Source organism: Stagnimonas sp. FW305-C-60 (assembly GCF_058782965.1).
Genome location: NZ_JBYSYF010000002.1, coordinates 332470 through 348653, shown reverse-complemented (window position 1 = coordinate 348653; position 16184 = coordinate 332470). Strand labels below are relative to the sequence as shown.

Below are 16184 nucleotides of genomic sequence, written 5' to 3'. Positions count from 1 at the left end.
GCTTTGCGTGTTTAGTCCTCGTCGGCTTCCGGCCGCCAGGGCAGACCGGCCAGCTCGCAGAGCGGCTTGGACAGCCGCTCCGGATGCTGCGGGGCCAGGTGCTGGCCGTAGAAGGCGAGCAGCTTGGCGAAGTCGGCCGGGTAGTCGCCGCTCGGGTACAGCGGTGGCCCGAAAGTGACCACCTTCTTGCGATAGTCGGCGGCGGCCGGCAGCACCGGCACCTGGGCGCCGAGGGCGATGTGGTAGTAGCCGCGCTTCCACTCCGGAGCGGCGTGGCGGGTGCCTTCCGGAGCGATCAGCAGCAGCAGCGCCGGCTTGCTGTTGAAGGCGTCGACGCTCTGCTCGATCACGCCCTTGGGGCTCTTGCGGTTGATCGGAATGGCGCCGAACCAGCGCAGCAGCGGACCCATGACGCCCTTGAAGGCGCTGTCCTTGATCATGGTGCCGGCATCCAGGCCTAAGGCCATGAGCGTGCCGAGGCCGATCACGCCGTCCATGTTTGAGGTGTGCGGGGCGCCGATCAGCACCATCTTCGGCAAGTTGGGGATGTCGCCTTCCAGGCGCCAGCCCATCAGGCGCAGAACCAGGCGGGCAAAGCCGCGGGAAAGCAGGTTGCCGCGTCGCGGAACCTGCGCACCGATGTGCAGGTTCATGGGAACAGTCTCATGGGTTGAAAGCCGGGTAATAGTTGGGGATGGGCCGCGCGTATTGTGCGCGAAGCCAAGGCCCGACTTTTCTGCTAGAGAGGCGGCGCCTGCCTAGGCTGGGGTGGACAGCTTCAGGCCGACGATGCCGATCAGGATCAGGCCTAAGCTCAGCAGCCGTCCAGCGTTGGCCGGCTCGTCCAGCCAGACGATGCCGACGACGGCGGTGCCGATGGCGCCGATACCGACCCAGACCGCATAGCCGGTGCCCACCGGCAGGGTCTTCAGCGCCAGACTCAGCAGGCTGAAGCTGGCGGCCATCGCCGCCAGCGTCCACAGGCTGGGCCAGAAACGGCTGAAGCCCTCGGTGTACTTGAGGCCGATGGCCCAGACGATTTCCAGCAGTCCTGCCAGTACCAGCCATGCCCAGGCCATACGCAAAGTCTCCGGTCGCGATGGCTGGAGACTAACGACTTTCGGTGGCTACTTGGGCGGGTTGATCTCATTCCACAACTCGGCGTTCTTGATGCCGAGCGCGTCGGGGTCGAACACCGGATCCTTGCCGGCTTTCTTCTGCGCCTCGTAATCCTTCAGCGCCAGCAGCGCCGGTTTCTGCAGGATCAGGATGGCGACGATGTTCAGCCAGGCCATCAGGCCGACGCCGATGTCGCCCAGCGCCCAGGCGGTGCCGGCGCTGCGCACAGTGCCGTAGACCACCGCGACCAGGATGCCCACCCGCAGCGCCAGGATCATCCAGGGGCGGTGGATCTTGCGGTTGATGTAGGCGATGTTGGTTTCCGCCATGTAGTAGTAGGCGACGATGGTGGTGAAGGCGAAGAACAGGATCGCCAGCGCCACGAAACCCGGGCCCTGGCCGGAGAGCACGGTGCTCACCGCGTACTGGGCGTAGCCGGGGCCGGGTTCGATGCCGGGCAGGGCTTCCACCAGCAGGCCGCCGTTGGGGTTGATGACGTTGTACTTGCCGGTGGCGAGGATCATGAAGGCGGTCGCCGAGCAGACCATCAGGGTGTCGACGTAGATCGAGAAGGCCTGCACATAGCCCTGCTTGGCAGGGTGGCTGACTTCCGCCGCCGCCGCCGCGTGCGGGCCGGTGCCCTGGCCGGCCTCGTTGGAATAGATGCCGCGCTTCACGCCCCATTCCACCGCCAGACCGAGCACTGCGCCGAACGCCGCCTCGGCGCCAAAGGCGCTGCGGAACACCAGCGAGATCACTTCCGGCACCTTGGCGGCATTGACGATCAGGATCGCCAGCGCCACCAGGATGTAGGCCAGCGCCATGAACGGCACCGCCAGTTCCGCGAAACCGGCGATGCGACGCAGACCGCCGAAGATGATGAAGCCCAGCGCCAGGCCGACGCCGATGGCGGTCGCCAGCGGCGGCACGCCCCAGGCGGCGTTCATGCTGGAGGCGATGCCATTGGCCTGCACGCCCGGCAGCAGCAGACCGGTGGCGAGTATGGTCGCCACGGCGAAGATCCAGGCGTACCACTTTTGGCCCATCGCCTTTTCGATGTAATAGGCCGGGCCGCCGCGGTACTGGCCCTGCTCGTCCTTTTCCTTGTAGATCTGCGCCAGCGTCGATTCGATATAGGCGGTGGAGGCGCCGAGAAAGGCCACCGTCCACATCCAGAACACCGCGCCGGGGCCGCCGTAGGCGATGGCGGTGGCGACACCGGCGATGTTGCCGATGCCGACGCGGCCGGACAGCGACATCGCCAGCGCCTGGAACGAGGAGACGCCGGAAGCCGAAGCACTGCCCCGGAACATCAAGCGCAGCATCTCGGCCAAGCCGCGCACCTGCATGAAGCGCGTGCGGATCGAGAAGTACAGACCGGTGCCCAGGCAGAGCGCGATCAGCGCCTTGCTCCAGATCAGGTTGTTGACGGCGTTGACGAGGGCATCCACGGGGTAAGGGCTCCGGTTCGGCTAAGGGCGGGTTTGCGGCCGAGAGTACGGACGCGGGCCTTCCACTAGCAAGAACCGCGGCGAAACCGGGCCTGATCGCCACTGCGGGCGAAAATTACCAGCGCCTGCAGGGGCAGGCGCTGGCTCATCGTCGCCGCGAGGGCTCAGGGCAGTGGTCGCAGGAACACCTGCTGAGTGGGGTCGCGCTGCAGACGCTGGGCGTTGCGGCTGCTGGCGAACACGAGCTGGCCGCCGGCCAGCGCCGGCCAGCTGTTGTTGCCGGGGCCGCCCAGCAGCTGCCCGGCGCTCCAGTCCTGGGCGGTGTCGAATACCGCGGTCATGGTCTTCCAGCGCCAGTCGGCCGAGCGGTTGTCGGTCCACGCCGCGCGCACCCGGCCGTCGGCGTCGACGCCCAGGCGCGGGTACTGGCTGAAGGCCTGCTCCTCGCCGCCGAGCAGGGTCTCGGCGGTGAGGAAGCTGGCGCCGTCGTCGGTGGAGCGCGCGTGGCGGATCGAGAGATTGGCGCCGGCGGCGTCGAGGGTCTTGCTGTCCCAGACGCAGATCAGGCTGCCGTCGCCGGCGTAGGCCAGCGCCGCGTGGCGGTCGGCGCGGTCGTCGGCGCCCAGGCTGGCCGCCTCGCTCCAGTCGCCATCGACGGCGCGGGTGTGGACGCGGATCTGCCAGTTGTCCACGTCGCTGCTGTCGCCGCTCAGGCTTTGGCCGGTCCACAGCGGATCGGGGTCGGTACGGTCGTCGTGGTAGGCCAGGGCGATCCGGCCGTCGGCGCGCACCGCCAGCGTCGGCCACACCGAGGCCGGGTAGATGGCGCTGCGGCTGTCGAACAGATTGGCGGCCTGGAAGCTCTTGCCGACGCGGCTGACGTTCACCGGCTCGGCATCCACACCCAGCAGCTGCACGAACACGTCCATCGGTTCGGCGGCGCGGATTTCCTGCCAGGCCACCACCGGCTTGCCATCCGGGCGCAGCGCGATCACCGGTCGCTCGGCGCGACCGGCGATGGCGCGCAGCGCCTGTTCCGGCTGCCAGCTCAGGCCGCCGTCGCTGGAGTGACGCAGATAGACCGCCGGCCGGCGCGGCACCTGGCCTGCGCGCTCATCCTGCCAGACCACCCAGACCTCCGCGCCCTGCGCGGCGATGCGCGGAAAGCGCGCACTGCGGCTGGCGGGTGCGAGGTCCAGCGCAGGGGCGGCGCGGCCGTCGGCGGCGACGCGGCGGTACATCACCTTGGTGCTGCCTTCCTCGTGTACTTCGGCGACCAGATGGCGCAGGCCCTCGCTGACCGCGAGGTCGGGAAAGCCGGCGAATCGGCCGAGGCCGCCGAACATTCGACGGGCGCCGTCGTCGCCAGCGGTTTCGGCCGGGATTGCCTCGGCCGGCTGCGGGCTGGCGAGGCTGGGGCCGATGAAGATCGGCGCGGTGATCGCCTGGCGGGCATCGACCAGACGCACCGGGTTGAAGATGCTGGCGATGTCGTTGGTGTTGAGGCTGTCGAAGCCCAGGCCGCGCGCCTCGGCGTAGTACCAGCTGTGCGTGTCCCCGGCCTGGATGTCGATCTCGTGGATCTGTTCGAGCTGGAACGGCGTGTAGCTGGCGACCACCGCGCCGGCGTTCTTGCCCGGATTGCGGTAGAGCGTGACGGTGCTGCCGATGGCGTTCTGGATGCGCAGGCGCAGCTTGCCGCTGCTGCCGGGCGCGGCCACCACTTCATCGCCGGCCATCGCCTCGTAGACGCCGTCGCCATCAAAATCGGCTTCCAGGCTCAGTGTCGGGAACAGTGCGTTGTTGCCGCCCTTGAGATGGACCCGGCCGCGTTGCAGGCCCTGCAGGATGGCGCGCTCGCTGGCTTCGGCGGCATAGGCCTGGGTGGCCGGCTGGCCGGGGCCGGCGAGCAGCCAGAGTTCGCGGAAATGGTTGTCGGAGCCGCCGACGCCGCTGAAGCGGTAACCGGCGTTCCACAGGCCCTCGGCGTACTTCAGTTCGGCCTCGATGCCGCTGCCGCGGTTCCAGATTTCCATCGCGTCGGCACCGATGGCGTTGGCGCGCTCGTTGGGCGTGCCGTCGTCATTGAGATGGCCGTCGTCCGGGTGGTTGTGGCTCCACACCGCGCCCTGGCTGTGGGCGTCCCAGATCGAGGTCTGCAGCACCGCCCAACCCGGCCGGCCGGGATAGTTGGCGCCCTGCACCACCCAGTCCACCGCGCCGATGGGGTTGGCGTGCGGGCTGCCGTTGGCCTCCTCGCCGGGGATCAGCAGCAGCTGGTCGCTGGTCCACAGCGGGTCGTAGTGCTGGTCGTAAGTGCGGTGATCGGTGATCGGCATCCAGTCGAGGCCGGAGAGCGCGCCCTGGCCGATCTGGTCGGCGACGCTGACATTGCCGGCGCCACGGCCATCGAGCAGCTGGCGCGGCAGCGAGCCGTCGGCGGAATGGTCGGTATGCACATGCATGTCGCCGGCCAGCCAGCTGCCCTGCGGCGCGGTAGTGGGCAGGGTAGTGAAGCGGGCGCCGACATTGCGTGCGGCGTTCATGGCCAGACGGCATTCGGTGCTGCCGCTGCAATCGCCACTCCAGCCGGCGAACTGCCAGCCGGCCGCGGCTTCGGCACTCAGGCTCACCGTGCTGTCGGTGGCGAAGCCGGCTTCGCAGCGCTCACCGCAGTCGATGCCGGGCAGATCGCTGCTGACCGTGCCCTGGCCCTCGCGGCTGAGCTTGAGGACTTGCGCGCTGTTGCTGCTGAAGCGGGCGCTGACCGTGGTGTCGGCGTGCAGCACCAGGGTGCACAGCGGGCTGCTGCCGGCGCAGGCGCCGCCCCAGCCGAGAAAGCTCTGGCCGGCGTCCGGACTGGCGGTGAGGCTGATCACCGCGCCATCGGCATAGCTCTCGCTGCAATCGCTGCCGCAGGCGATGCCGGAGGGTGCGGAGACCAGCTGGCCTTTGCCCTCGACACTGACCGTCAGCTGGTAACGGCGCGGGTCGCCACCTTGGCCGGGCTGGCCGCTGTCACCGCTGGGCGAGTCGCTGCAGGCGGCCAGCAGCAGGGCGAGGGCGAAGGCGGGCAGATGGCGCATGGAGACGGTCCGTCGAGGCTGATGAACCCGCCATGCTAGGGGGGCAAGGTCACGGTTCGATGACGAAGGTGGGCTGCCTGCCCGCCGCGTCCGCTAGAATCCGCGCGCTTTCCATCCGGACCCCGCCATGCGCCTCTCCCGCTTCCCGCTTGCCACCACCAAGGAAATGCCTGCCGACGCGCAGGTGATCAGCCACCAGTTGATGCAGCGCGCGGGCTATATCCGCAAGCTCGGCGCCGGCCTCTACACCTGGATGCCGATCGGGCTCAAGGTGCTGCAGAAGATCGAGGGCATCGTCCGCGAGGAGATGAACCGCGCCGGCGCGCTGGAAACCCTGATGCCGGCGATCCACCCCGCTGAGCTCTGGCAGGAGTCCGGCCGCTGGGAAATCATGGGTGCGGAGATGCTGCGCCTGAAGGACCGCCACGGCGCCGAGTTCTGCTACGGGCCGACACACGAGGAAGTGATCGTCCACACCGCGCGCCAGGACATCCGCAGCTACAAGCAGCTGCCGATCAACTACTACCAGATCCAGACCAAGTTCCGCGACGAGCGCCGGCCGCGCTTCGGGGTGATGCGCGCGCGCGAATTCATCATGAAGGACGCCTACAGCTTCCACATGACGCACGAGGACTTGGCGCGCGAGTACGACAACATGCGCCAGGCCTATACCCGCATCTTCACCCGCCTGGGTGTGGACTTCAGGGCGGTACAGGCCGACAGCGGCAACATCGGCGGCTCGGCCTCGGAGGAATTCCACATCCTCGCCGGCGCCGGTGAGGACCTGCTGGCGGTGGCCGAGGGCGGGAGCTACGCCGCCAACATCGAGGCCGCCGCCACCCTGCCGCAGCCGGCGCCGGCCGCGCCTTCGGCGATGCTGAGCAAAGTCAGCACCCCGGGCCAGAAGACCTGCGAGCAGGTGTCGAACTTCCTCAAGGTGCCGCTCAGCGGCAAGGTGAAGTTGCTGGTGGTGAAGGGCGCCGAGGGCGGCCTGGTTGCCATCGCCCTGCGCGGCGATCACCAGCTCAACGAGGTGAAGGCCGGCAAGCATCCGAAGATCGCCAGTCCGCTGACCCTGGCCGACCCGGCCGAGGTGCAGCAGGCCTTCGGCGCCGAGGTCGGCTATCTCGGCCCGGTGGGCTGCCCGGTGCCGGTGATCGCTGACTACGCGGCGGCGGCGGTGGCGGATTTCGTCTGCGGCGCCAACGAGAACGACCACCACCTGGCCGGCGTCAACTGGGGCCGCGACTGCAGCTATGTCGAGCAGGCCGACCTGCGCAATGTCGTCGAGGGCGATCCCTCGCCGGACGGTGTCGGCACCATCAAGTTCTACCGTGGCATCGAAGGTGGTCACATCTTCCAGCTCGGCCGCAAGTACACCGAGGCGATGCGCTTCACCGTGCTCAATGAGGCGGGCGAGGCGGTGACGCCCTATATGGGTTGCTACGGCGTCGGCGTCTCGCGCCTGGCGGCGGCGGTGATCGAGCAGAAGCACGATGCCAACGGCATCATCTGGCCGGACGCGGTGGCGCCGTTCCGCGTGCTGATCTGCCCGATCGGCAGCGACCGTTCGCCGGCGGTGAAGGACGCCGCCGAGGCGCTCTACGCGGCGCTACAGGCGCAGGGCATCGACGTCGCCCTCGATGATCGTGGCCAGCGTCCGGGCTCGATGTTCGCCGACGCCGACCTGATCGGCATCCCGCACCGCATCGTCATCGGCGACAAGGGCCTGGCGACCCAGCAGTACGAGTACAAGCAGCGCGCCGCGGCCGCTGCCGAGATGATCCCGGCCACGGTCGAGGCCGTGCTCGCCAAGCTGGCCTAGCCCGCACTTCAAGTTAGAAGCTGATTCCCTCCCCCGCGACGCGGGGGAGGGCCAGGGTGGGGGCGTTCGCGGCCGGCGAGACGCTCCCGCGATCCGCTTCAGCGATTCAGCAGCGCGTCGATCTTCGCCGCGCAGATGAAATCGTTCTCGGTGAGGCCGTTGGCGGTGTGCGTCCACCAGCTCATCTGCACGGTCTTGTAGCCGAAGCTGATGTCCGGGTGATGGTCTTCGCGATGGGCGACGTAGACCGCCGCGTTCACGAAGGCGGTGGTGTGGTAGTAGTTCTTGAACTGGAAGGTTGCCACCAGCTTCCGGCCTTCGTCGGCGAACTCCCACTCGCTGCGCAGTTCCTTCTTCAGCGCCTCGGCCTCGGCGGCCGGCAGCGGTGGCGTCTTGCCCTCGCAGGGGATGCAGCGCTTTTCGGCGAGTTTGCTGGTCATGATTGCGGGGCTCCTGGAAGTTCGGCGCGGAGTTTAGGCCAGAGCGTCGGCCAGGTCTGCTCGCAAATCGCCCACATCCTCGATGCCCACCGACAGCCGGCACAGCGAGTCGGAGATGCCCAGCGCCGCCCGCTGCGCGGCCGGCACGCTGGCGTGGGTCATGATCGCCGGGTGCTCGATCAGGCTTTCTACTCCGCCCAGCGACTCCGCCAGGGCGAACAGCCGCGTACGTTCGAGAAAGCGCCGCGACTCCTCCAGGCCGCCCTTCAGCTCGATGGAGATCATGCCGCCGTAGCCACGCGGCATCTGCTGCCTGGCGAGCGCGTGCTGCGGATGCGAGGGCAGGCCGGGGTAGTGGACCCGCGCCACTTTCGGGTGTGCTTCCAGCCACTCGGCCAGGGCCTGCGCGTTCTCGCAGTGGCGCTGCATGCGCAGGGCCAGGGTCTTAACTCCCCGCAGCGCGAGATAGCTGTCGAAGGGGCCAAGCACCGCGCCGACTGCGTTCTGCAAAAACGCCAGCCGCTCCTGCAAGTCGGTATCGGCGCCGGCGATCAACAGGCCGTTGACCACGTCGGAATGGCCGTTGATGTACTTGGTGGCCGAGTGCATCACACCGGCAAAACCGTGCTCCAGCGGCCTTTGCAGATAGGGGCTGGCGAAGGTGTTGTCGGCCCAGGCCGGGATGCCGTGCTTGCGGGCGATCTCGCCGATGGCGGAGAGGTCGGCGAGCTTGAGCATGGGGTTGGTGGGCGTCTCCACCCAGATCAGCCGCGTCTCCGGGGTGATCGCGGCCTCGACATTCTTCGGCTCGCGCAGGTCGACGAAGCTGAACCTGAGCCCCGCCGACTTCGCGCGCACCCGTGCGAACAGCCGGTAGCTGCCGCCGTAGAGATCGTCGCTGGCGATGACGTGCGCGCCCGGCTCCAGAGTGTCGAGCAGGGTGGCGGTGGCGGCGAGCCCGGAGGCGAAGGCATAGCCGCGCGCGCCGCCTTCGAGATCGGCGACGCAGCGCTCGTAGGCGTAGCGCGTGGGGTTGTGGCTGCGCGAATACTCGTAGCCCTTGTGCACGCCCGGGCTTTCCTGCGCATAGGTGGAGGACAGCGAGATTGGCGGCATGATCGCGCCGGTGGTCGGGTCCGGCGCCTGGCCGGCGTGGATGCAGCGGGTGGCGAATTGGGCGTCGTTTTTCATGGGCTGCTGCCGTCTTGTCTCCTTCCCTCGCTTGCCGGGGAAGGCCGGGATGGGGGCGTTTCGTTCAGGGCGTCGAGTATCACTTGCAAAACCGCCTCTGTCTCTTTGAAAACCGCGTCATTCCAGAAGCGTATTACCCGATAACCGAGTGCCTTCAGTGCCCACTCGCGTTGCTGGTCATGGGCGGCTTCCTCGACGTGCTGGCCGCCGTCGAGTTCGATGATCAGTTTGGCATCCAGGCAGGCGAAGTCGGCGATGTAGGAGCTGATGGGGACTTGGCGGCGGAATCGATGGCCGGCGAGTTGGCGCAACCTGAGGCGTTGCCACAGATGGCGCTCGGCGTCGGTCATCTCGCGCCTCAGCTGTGCCGCGTGTTGAAGTGATTTTGAGTTGCGCATACCGCCCCCACCCTAACCCTCCCCACGCAGGCGGGGGAGGGAACTGAAAACTCCCTCCCCTGCGTAGCGGGGGAGGGCCGGGGTGGGGGCGTTGCTGGTTCACCCCAACTGCTTGCGCAAGTAATTCAGCAGGTCGATCTTGGTGATGAGGCCGACAAAGCGTCCGGCCTCGGCGACCACCGCCACCAGATCCTTGGCGAAGATCGGTAGCAGTTCGGCGATCGGCGCGCTGGGTGCGATGGTGACGACGTTGCGCGTCATCGCCACCGATACCCGCTCCTTGAAGCGCGCCGGATCGGCGTGCACCTGCAGGAGCAGATCGGATTCGTCGAGGATGCCGACCACCGCATCGCTCTCCATCACCGGCAGCTGCGAGACATCGAACAGCTTCATGCGCCGGTAGGCGTGCAGTAGCGTGTCTTCCGGGCGCACGGTCACCGCCGAACCCTCGGCGTAGCGGCGCACGATCAGATCCAGCAGGTTGCCGTGTCGCGGGCGCTCCAGCAGGCCTTGCTCGAACATCCAGAAGTCGTTGTACATCTTGCTCAGATACTTGTTGCCGCTGTCGCAGACAAGGCTCACCACCCGCTTGGGCGCGGTCTGCTCGCGGCAGTAGCGCAGGGCGGCCGCCAGCAGGGTGCCGGTGGAGGAGCCGCCAAGGATGCCTTCCTTGGCCAGCAGTTCGCGGGCGGTGAAGAAGCTCTCGGCGTCGGGAATCTCGTAGGCGGTCTTCACCCGCGAGAGGTCGCAGTTGGGCGGGATGAAGTCCTCGCCTATGCCCTCCACCAGCCAGCTTCCGGCCTCCTTCTGGATCTTCCCGGTCTTCACCACGTCCACCAGGATCGAGCCCTTGGGGTCGGCCAGCACCATTTCCACATGCGGGGCGACCCGCTCGAAGTAGCGTGACAGGCCGGTGAGCGTGCCGCCGCTGCCGACGCCCACCACCACCGCGTCGAGCATCTGCTGGCTCTGCGCCCAGATCTCAGGGCCGGTGGTCGCCTCGTGGGCGAAAGGGTTGGCGGGATTGGCGAACTGGTTGACGTAGAACGCGCCGGTCTCGCCAGCAATGCGCTCGGCGATGTCCTGGTAGTACTCGGGGTGGCCCTTGCCGACATCGCTGCGGGTGATGTGGATTTCGGCGCCCAGCGCCTTGAGGTGCAGCACCTTCTCCTGCGCCATCTTGTCGGGGATCACCAGGGTCAGCCGGTAGCCCTTCTGCGCCGCCACCAGCGCCAGACCCAGGCCGGTGTTGCCGGCGGTGGCCTCGACCAGCATCCCGCCGGGCTGGATTTTCCCCTCACGTTCGGCGGCCTCGATCATCGACAGGCCGATGCGGTCCTTGATGCTGCCGGTGGGGTTCTGGTTCTCCAGCTTCACGAACAAACGGCAGGGGCCGCTGTCCAGGTTCTTCAGCTCGACCAGCGGCGTGTTGCCGATGGTGTCGAGCACGCGGCCGTCACGGCGCATGTCTCCTCCTTATCAATGCGGATATGGCTGCGAGGCTAGCACGGGCCATTTCCGATATCGGATTGCGGATTTCGGACTGAACCGCCACCCTGCGCGCAATCCGCAATCCGCAATCCGCAATCCGCAATCCGCAATCCGCAATCCGCAATCCGCAATCCGCAATCCGCAATCCGAACATGCCCTTTAGCCCCGACAACCTGGTCTGGATGGACCTGGAGATGACCGGCCTCGATCCGCAGCAGGACCGCATCATCGAGATCGCCACCCTGGTCACCGACAAGAACCTCAACCTGCTCGCCGAAGGGCCGGTGCTGGCCATCCATCAGAGCGAGGAGGTGCTGGCGATGATGGACGCCTGGAACTGGCGCACCCACGGCAAGTCGGGCCTGGTCGAACGCATACGGCGGTCGACGGTGATGGAGGCCGACGCCGCGCGCGCCACGCTGGATTTTCTGCACGCCTGGCTGCCGCCGCGCAGTTCGCCGCTGTGCGGCAATACGATCTGCCAGGACCGCCGCTTTCTGGCGCGCTGGATGCCGGAGCTGGAGCGCTTCCTGCACTACCGCAATCTCGACGTTTCCACGGTCAAGGAGCTGGCGGCGCGCTGGGCACCGGAGACCCTGAAGCGCCTGAAGAAGGAAGGCAGCCACCAGGCGCTGGACGACATCCGCGAGTCGGTGGAAGAGCTGCGCCACTACCGGGCGCAGCTGTTCAAGGTCTAGGGTCGGCGCCTCAGACCGCCAGACGCACCGTCACGCAGGCGCCGCCCAGCACACGGCTGCGGTGCAGCAGCAGCTCGCCGCCATAGGCCTCGACGATCTCGCGCACCGCCGCCAGCCCCAGGCCCTGGCCTTCCTGGCGGCTGTCGGCGCGGGCGCCACGCTCCAGTAGCGTCTCGGCCTCGTCGGGGAAGCCGGGGCCATCGTCCTCCACCGTCAACAGCAGGCGCTCGCGCTCGCGGCTGGCGCCGACCTGCAGGCGGCCGCGCCCGTACTTGGCGGCGTTGTCCATGAGATTGCCGAGCAGCTCGTAGAGATCACCCTGGTCGGCGCGGGCGCGCAGGCCGGCGGGGATGTCCAGCTGTACCTGCAGCTCGCGCCGGGCGTAGACCTTGGATAGCGCCGCGCTGATCTTCTCGACCAGCGGCCGCAAGGGCACCGCTTCCGCCAGTGCGCGCTGGCCGCCACGGCTGACGGCGCGCTGCAACTGGTGGTCGACGATGTGCTGCATGCGTTGCAGCTGCTCGCCCAGCAGTTTCGAGGAATCTGGCGCCAGCGGTCGTTCGGCGACGCCGCGCAGCACCGCCAGCGGCGTCTTCAGCGAATGGGCGAGATCGCCCAGGGCATTGCGGTAGCGGGTCTGGCGGTTGCGCTCGGCGCCGATCATGGTGTTGAGGCCCTGGGTCAGCGGCGTCAGCTCGTCCGGGTAGTTGCCTTCGATCTGCACGCGGCTGCCGCTTTCCACCTCGCGCAGCTCGCGCACCAGCCGGCGCAGCGGCCTCAGGCTCCAGCGCAGCACCAGGCCTTGCAGGAGCAGCAGCACCAGCGCGGCGCCACCCAGCCACAGCGCCAGGGTGCGGCGGTAGGCATCCAGCTGCGATTGGTAGGCGCTGTTGTCTTCCATCAGCAGCAGGGTGTAGCGGCGCTCGCGCTCGGCCTCGCCGGAATAACGCAGACCGAACAGCAGCACGAAGCGGTCGGGCAGCTCCTCGAAGCGCCACTCGCCGACCTCCTGCCTAGGTGGCGTCGGCACGTTGTCGCGCAGGCTTTGCGAACCCCAGAGCAGGGCGGCGCTGTCGCTGAACAGCGCCGCCTCCAGGCCCGACTGCGGGCGATCCAGGCGCGGGTCCGGCATCTGGTAGGAGGAAAAACTCAGCTCGCCGTACTCGTTCGGCTCGGCCACGCCCAGCAGCGCGTAGGCCAGTGCCTGCATGCGCTCCAGCTGCGACTGCCGGGCACTGGTCTCGAAGGCGCGATCCAGACTCAGGCCGCACAGGGCGGTGAACACCACCAGGGTCAGCGAGGCGGCGATCAGCAGGCGAGTGCGTAGGGAGCCCATGGCGCATCTTAGCCCTGGCTGCGCCAGGGCCTTCAAAGGGTTCAGGCGCGCGGCAAGTCCCAACGGTAGCCCGAGCCACGCAGCGTGGTGATCGGGTTGATCGTCGCTTCCGGGTCGAGCTTCTGACGCAGGCGGCGAATGAACACCTCGATGACATTGCTGTCGCGCTCGGTTTCCTCCGAGTACAGATGCTCGGACAGCTCGGACTTCGAGATCACCTTGCCGGCATGGGTGAGCAGATATTCCAGCACCCGGTATTCGTAGCTGGTCAGGTCGATGTTCACGCCGCTCACCTGCAGCTGCTTGGAGCCGGTGTCGAGCGCATAGGGGCCGCTGTTGAGCGTGGCGCTGGCCCAGCCGCCGGTGCGGCGCAGCAGGGCGCGCACGCGGGCCAGCAGTTCCGGGGTGTCGAAGGGTTTCACCAGGTAGTCGTCGGCGCCGGCCTCCAGGCCTTCGACCTTGTTCTGCCAGCCGTCGCGGGCGGTGAGGATCAGCACCGGCACGGTGCGGCCGGCTTTGCGCAGGCGGCGGATCAGCTCGACGCCACCCAGCTTGGGCAGGCCCAGGTCGATCACCGCCAGATCAATGGGGTACTCCTGGGCCATGTACAGGCCCTGCTCGCCGTCGCCGGCGGTTTCGGCCACATAGCCCTCGTCAGTAAAAGCCAGCGCGATCTGGGCACGCAGGGCGGGTTCGTCTTCAACGATCAGGATGCGCATGGGCTCTTCGGGAGTAAGGTTTCAGTCGGGGACGAAGACGATGCGCACATCGCCGTTCTTGATCAGCTTGACCCGCCAGCCGCCCTGCGCCTGCTCGACCGCCAGCACCCGGCCGCCGCCGTTCATCTGCTGCGCACGCCGGGCGGCCTCGCCGGGAGACAGATCCTGGTCTTCGAGGCGGTCTTCCTGCGGCACGAAGCCGGCCGGCGGCAGCTCCCGCTGCGAAGGTGCCGGCCAGGTCGGTTGCCGCTGCACCTCGCGCGCCGTGCCCCAGAGACCGGCCGCGAACGCGGTGCCGGTCCACAGCAGGCAGAAGCTGGCGAGGAGACGTCGCATTGCGGTTGGTTCAGGTCGCCGGGTTTAGTAGCGGGCCGGCGCCACCTCGACCTCGACCGCGATGCGGTTGCCGGGGTCGTAGGGCATGCGGGTGCTGTAAGTGCGGCCGTTGTAGCGGTAGGTCACGTCATAGCCTTCGATGCGCTCCTCGTAGCGGCTGTCTTCGACGGTGCGGCAGCGCGGCTCATAGGCGACCCGCTCGCGGTAGTCGTCGTCGCCGCGCGAATAGCTGTTGCGCACCGCATTGGAGCCGACGCTGGCGCCGATCAGCGCACCGATGGCGGTGGCGATCTGCTTGCCCGAGCCCTCGCTGAGCTGGTGGCCGGCAGCGCCACCGATGACACCGCCCAGCACCGCGCCGGCGGTGTTGTCGAAGGCGCTGCCGCGGCCACCACCGCGGTAGCTGTCGCGGTAGGTGACGCGCTCGTCCCAGCATTCCCGGCGCGGCTCGCTGACCCGCACCTGGCTGTAGATCGGGCGCGAGGAGACCACCTGGGCGTAGTCGGTTTCGCGGTAGTCGCGGTCGTAGCCGCCGTGGTAGCGGCCGCCGGCCTCGGCGACGGTGGCAAACAGGCTGCTGGCGGTGACGAGGGCGATCAGGCTGGGCTTGTGCATGGATGACTCCAGGGCGTTCACCCGCGCGGATTGCGGGCTGGTAGGCACACTAGGCGGGTGAACTGAATTGTCCCTGAACTTTACCCCGGCTTTTAAGCCGCGCTCTCAGCCCCCAGTCTTTCCCGCCGTCGCGAACTTCTGCAACTGCTGGGGCGTGAAGTACTTGGGGTCCTTCTCCCAGTCGTATTCGATGAGCTTGGATTCCTCGTTGGTGAGGTTGATGGCGACGTAGCGGCGCGACTGCAGGTCGTAGTGCACCTGCACGCCGTTGACCACCACCGGGACGTTGGCGAAGTTGATCGAATGACTCTCGGCGGTGCGCCAGAACTGCCCGCGCTCGTCGTAGATGTCCTGCAGGTGGACGATCCAGGAGTCCTCGTCGAGCCAGAAGGTGCGCTTCTTGTAGCGGTGGTTGAAGCCGGGCTTCACCTCCGCCTCGATCACCCAGCAGCGGTGCAGCTCGTAGCGGCTGAGGTCGCGGCGGATGTGGCCCTTCTGCGCGATGTCCTTGTACTTGAGCTTAGGGTCGTAGAGGCGGTAGCTGTTGTAGGGGATCAGCACCTCCTTCTTGCCCAGCAGCTTGATGGTGTAGCGGTCCAGCGGGCCGTTGAACATGTCCAGCTGGTCGTGGGTCATCAGGCCGTCGAACAGGGGATTGTCGTAGCCGACCTCGCCGATGCGCCGCACCCGCTGCAGTCCCGGGTTGAACTCCCAGACGCCGGTGTTCTCGGCCTTGCGGTCGATGGGCACGTGCAGCAGATCGGAGGTGCCGGCCTTATTCGGCGGCGCCACGGTCTTGATCAAGGCGTAGAGGTTCTGGTTGTTGAGCGTTTCCAGCGTGGTCTTGGGGTTGTTGTAGACGAAGCTCAGCTCCACGTAGTTGCGCTCGGCCACCCAGCTGCCGTCGGCCTGGGTGGGGATGGCCACCACATAGCCCTTAAAGCCCTTGGTGTTGTAGCGCATGATGTGATTCCACATCACCTCGGTGCCGTTCTTGGGGATGGGGAAGGGATAACCCTGCGCCGCGCCCTTGAAGCCATAGCCCTCGTTGGTCAGCTCGACCTTGGTGGCGTTGTTCTTGGTCGCCTCGTTGAACCAGGCCGGGTAACTGGCGCTGCGCCGGGTCGGGTAGACCGGCATCTGGTAGCTGTCCGGAAAAGTCTTGAACAGCATCTTCTGGCCTTCGGTCAGCAGCGCCTCGTACTGCTTCAGATTGGCGCTGGTGATGGTGTAGAGCGGCTTGTCTTCCGCGTAGGGGTTGGCGCCACGCGGGTAGTCTTTCTGCGGCAGGCCGCCTTCCCAGGCCGGGATCGTGCCGGCCTTGTTGCCGGCGCGCTCGGCGCCCATGGGAGTGAGCTCCTTGTCGAGCTTGGCGGCTTCCTCGGCGCTGACCTTGGCCGCCACCGGCAGGGCCAGTAGCCAGAGGGACAGCAGTAGCGCGTTGCGCTTGAGCGGCTTGGTCATGGACTACTCCTCCAG

15 protein-coding genes are annotated in these 16184 nt (G+C 67.6%); 2 read left to right on the top strand and 13 right to left on the bottom strand.

Going from position 1 to position 16184, the window contains the following annotated elements; genetic code table 11:
* Positions 1–11 precede the first annotated feature (11 nt).
* From AC3WT6_RS08470 to AC3WT6_RS08455, 4 genes are all read right to left on the bottom strand, one after another.
* Positions 12–653: a lysophospholipid acyltransferase family protein gene (locus AC3WT6_RS08470; protein WP_492653144.1), complete on the bottom strand. Its 642-nt coding sequence runs from the start codon at positions 651–653 to the stop codon at positions 12–14.
* Between the two features lie 105 nt (positions 654–758).
* Positions 759–1079 (bottom strand): quaternary ammonium compound efflux SMR transporter SugE, encoded by a 321-nt coding sequence (sugE, locus tag AC3WT6_RS08465; RefSeq protein ID WP_492653143.1) that lies wholly within the window; start codon positions 1077–1079, stop codon positions 759–761.
* Between the two features lie 48 nt (positions 1080–1127).
* Positions 1128–2570: an alanine/glycine:cation symporter family protein gene (locus AC3WT6_RS08460; protein WP_492653142.1), complete on the bottom strand. Its 1443-nt coding sequence runs from the start codon at positions 2568–2570 to the stop codon at positions 1128–1130.
* A gap of 164 nt (positions 2571–2734) precedes the next feature.
* Positions 2735–5656, bottom strand: coding sequence for a CehA/McbA family metallohydrolase (locus tag AC3WT6_RS08455; protein WP_492653141.1), 2922 nt, complete (start codon positions 5654–5656; stop codon positions 2735–2737).
* A gap of 127 nt (positions 5657–5783) precedes the next feature.
* Between AC3WT6_RS08455 and AC3WT6_RS08450 the strand changes: the two genes are divergently transcribed.
* A complete protein-coding gene (locus AC3WT6_RS08450) occupies positions 5784–7481 on the top strand; it encodes a proline--tRNA ligase (protein WP_492653140.1) in 1698 nt (565 codons plus the stop codon).
* Between the two features lie 98 nt (positions 7482–7579).
* Here AC3WT6_RS08450 and AC3WT6_RS08445 read toward each other — a convergent pair whose 3' ends face one another.
* The 4 genes from AC3WT6_RS08445 to AC3WT6_RS08430 all read right to left on the bottom strand — a co-directional run bounded on the left by AC3WT6_RS08445 (position 7580) and on the right by AC3WT6_RS08430 (position 10977).
* Positions 7580–7921: a 4a-hydroxytetrahydrobiopterin dehydratase gene (locus AC3WT6_RS08445; RefSeq protein ID WP_492653139.1), complete on the bottom strand. Its 342-nt coding sequence runs from the start codon at positions 7919–7921 to the stop codon at positions 7580–7582.
* A 33-nt stretch (positions 7922–7954) separates the two neighbouring features.
* Positions 7955–9112: a trans-sulfuration enzyme family protein gene (locus AC3WT6_RS08440; RefSeq protein WP_492653138.1), complete on the bottom strand. Its 1158-nt coding sequence runs from the start codon at positions 9110–9112 to the stop codon at positions 7955–7957.
* The gene (locus AC3WT6_RS08435) at positions 9109–9462 is read right to left on the bottom strand and encodes an endonuclease domain-containing protein (RefSeq protein WP_492653137.1); all 354 of its coding nucleotides are present in this window, start codon (positions 9460–9462) and stop codon (positions 9109–9111) included. Before AC3WT6_RS08435 ends, AC3WT6_RS08440 begins: the two co-directional genes overlap by 4 nt.
* 147 nt (positions 9463–9609) lie before the next feature.
* On the bottom strand, positions 9610–10977 hold the full coding sequence (locus AC3WT6_RS08430) for a pyridoxal-phosphate dependent enzyme (RefSeq protein WP_492653136.1): 1368 nt from the start codon (positions 10975–10977) through the stop codon (positions 9610–9612).
* Positions 10978–11153: 176 nt separating this feature from the next.
* On the opposite strand from AC3WT6_RS08430, the gene orn reads away from it, so the two are divergent.
* The gene (orn, locus tag AC3WT6_RS08425; RefSeq protein ID WP_492653135.1) at positions 11154–11699 is read left to right on the top strand and encodes an oligoribonuclease; all 546 of its coding nucleotides are present in this window, start codon (positions 11154–11156) and stop codon (positions 11697–11699) included.
* Between the two features lie 10 nt (positions 11700–11709).
* Here orn and AC3WT6_RS08420 read toward each other — a convergent pair whose 3' ends face one another.
* The 5 genes from AC3WT6_RS08420 to AC3WT6_RS08400 form a co-directional block, all read right to left on the bottom strand.
* Positions 11710–13035 (bottom strand): ATP-binding protein, encoded by a 1326-nt coding sequence (locus tag AC3WT6_RS08420; RefSeq protein ID WP_492653134.1) that lies wholly within the window; start codon positions 13033–13035, stop codon positions 11710–11712.
* A 41-nt stretch (positions 13036–13076) separates the two neighbouring features.
* The gene (locus AC3WT6_RS08415; protein WP_492653133.1) at positions 13077–13754 is read right to left on the bottom strand and encodes a response regulator transcription factor; all 678 of its coding nucleotides are present in this window, start codon (positions 13752–13754) and stop codon (positions 13077–13079) included.
* A 21-nt stretch (positions 13755–13775) separates the two neighbouring features.
* Positions 13776–14090, bottom strand: coding sequence for a hypothetical protein (locus AC3WT6_RS08410; protein WP_492653132.1), 315 nt, complete (start codon positions 14088–14090; stop codon positions 13776–13778).
* 24 nt (positions 14091–14114) lie between these two features.
* Positions 14115–14705 (bottom strand): glycine zipper 2TM domain-containing protein, encoded by a 591-nt coding sequence (locus tag AC3WT6_RS08405; RefSeq protein ID WP_492653131.1) that lies wholly within the window; start codon positions 14703–14705, stop codon positions 14115–14117.
* Positions 14706–14810: 105 nt separating this feature from the next.
* Positions 14811–16169 carry a DUF1329 domain-containing protein gene (locus tag AC3WT6_RS08400; protein WP_492653130.1) on the bottom strand — a complete coding sequence of 453 codons (1359 nt, stop codon included), beginning with the start codon at positions 16167–16169 and terminating at the stop codon, positions 14811–14813.
* Positions 16170–16184 lie beyond the last annotated feature (15 nt).

Bases quoted from the DNA above. Each gene is read 5' to 3' on its own strand.
- AC3WT6_RS08470 (WP_492653144.1), bottom strand. From the start codon at position 653: ATGAACCTGCACATCGGTGCGCAGGTTCCGCGACGCGGCAACCTGCTT.
- sugE (WP_492653143.1), bottom strand. From the start codon at position 1,079: ATGGCCTGGGCATGGCTGGTACTGGCAGGACTGCTGGAAATCGTCTGG.
- AC3WT6_RS08455 (WP_492653141.1), bottom strand. From the start codon at position 5,656: ATGCGCCATCTGCCCGCCTTCGCCCTCGCCCTGCTGCTGGCCGCCTGC.
- AC3WT6_RS08450 (WP_492653140.1), top strand. From the start codon at position 5,784: ATGCGCCTCTCCCGCTTCCCGCTTGCCACCACCAAGGAAATGCCTGCC.
- AC3WT6_RS08445 (WP_492653139.1), bottom strand. From the start codon at position 7,921: ATGACCAGCAAACTCGCCGAAAAGCGCTGCATCCCCTGCGAGGGCAAG.
- AC3WT6_RS08440 (WP_492653138.1), bottom strand. From the start codon at position 9,112: ATGAAAAACGACGCCCAATTCGCCACCCGCTGCATCCACGCCGGCCAG.
- AC3WT6_RS08435 (WP_492653137.1), bottom strand. From the start codon at position 9,462: ATGACCGACGCCGAGCGCCATCTGTGGCAACGCCTCAGGTTGCGCCAA.
- AC3WT6_RS08430 (WP_492653136.1), bottom strand. From the start codon at position 10,977: ATGCGCCGTGACGGCCGCGTGCTCGACACCATCGGCAACACGCCGCTG.
- orn (WP_492653135.1), top strand. From the start codon at position 11,154: ATGCCCTTTAGCCCCGACAACCTGGTCTGGATGGACCTGGAGATGACC.
- AC3WT6_RS08420 (WP_492653134.1), bottom strand. From the start codon at position 13,035: ATGGGCTCCCTACGCACTCGCCTGCTGATCGCCGCCTCGCTGACCCTG.
- AC3WT6_RS08415 (WP_492653133.1), bottom strand. From the start codon at position 13,754: ATGCGCATCCTGATCGTTGAAGACGAACCCGCCCTGCGTGCCCAGATC.
- AC3WT6_RS08410 (WP_492653132.1), bottom strand. From the start codon at position 14,090: ATGCGACGTCTCCTCGCCAGCTTCTGCCTGCTGTGGACCGGCACCGCG.
- AC3WT6_RS08405 (WP_492653131.1), bottom strand. From the start codon at position 14,705: ATGCACAAGCCCAGCCTGATCGCCCTCGTCACCGCCAGCAGCCTGTTT.
- AC3WT6_RS08400 (WP_492653130.1), bottom strand. From the start codon at position 16,169: ATGACCAAGCCGCTCAAGCGCAACGCGCTACTGCTGTCCCTCTGGCTA.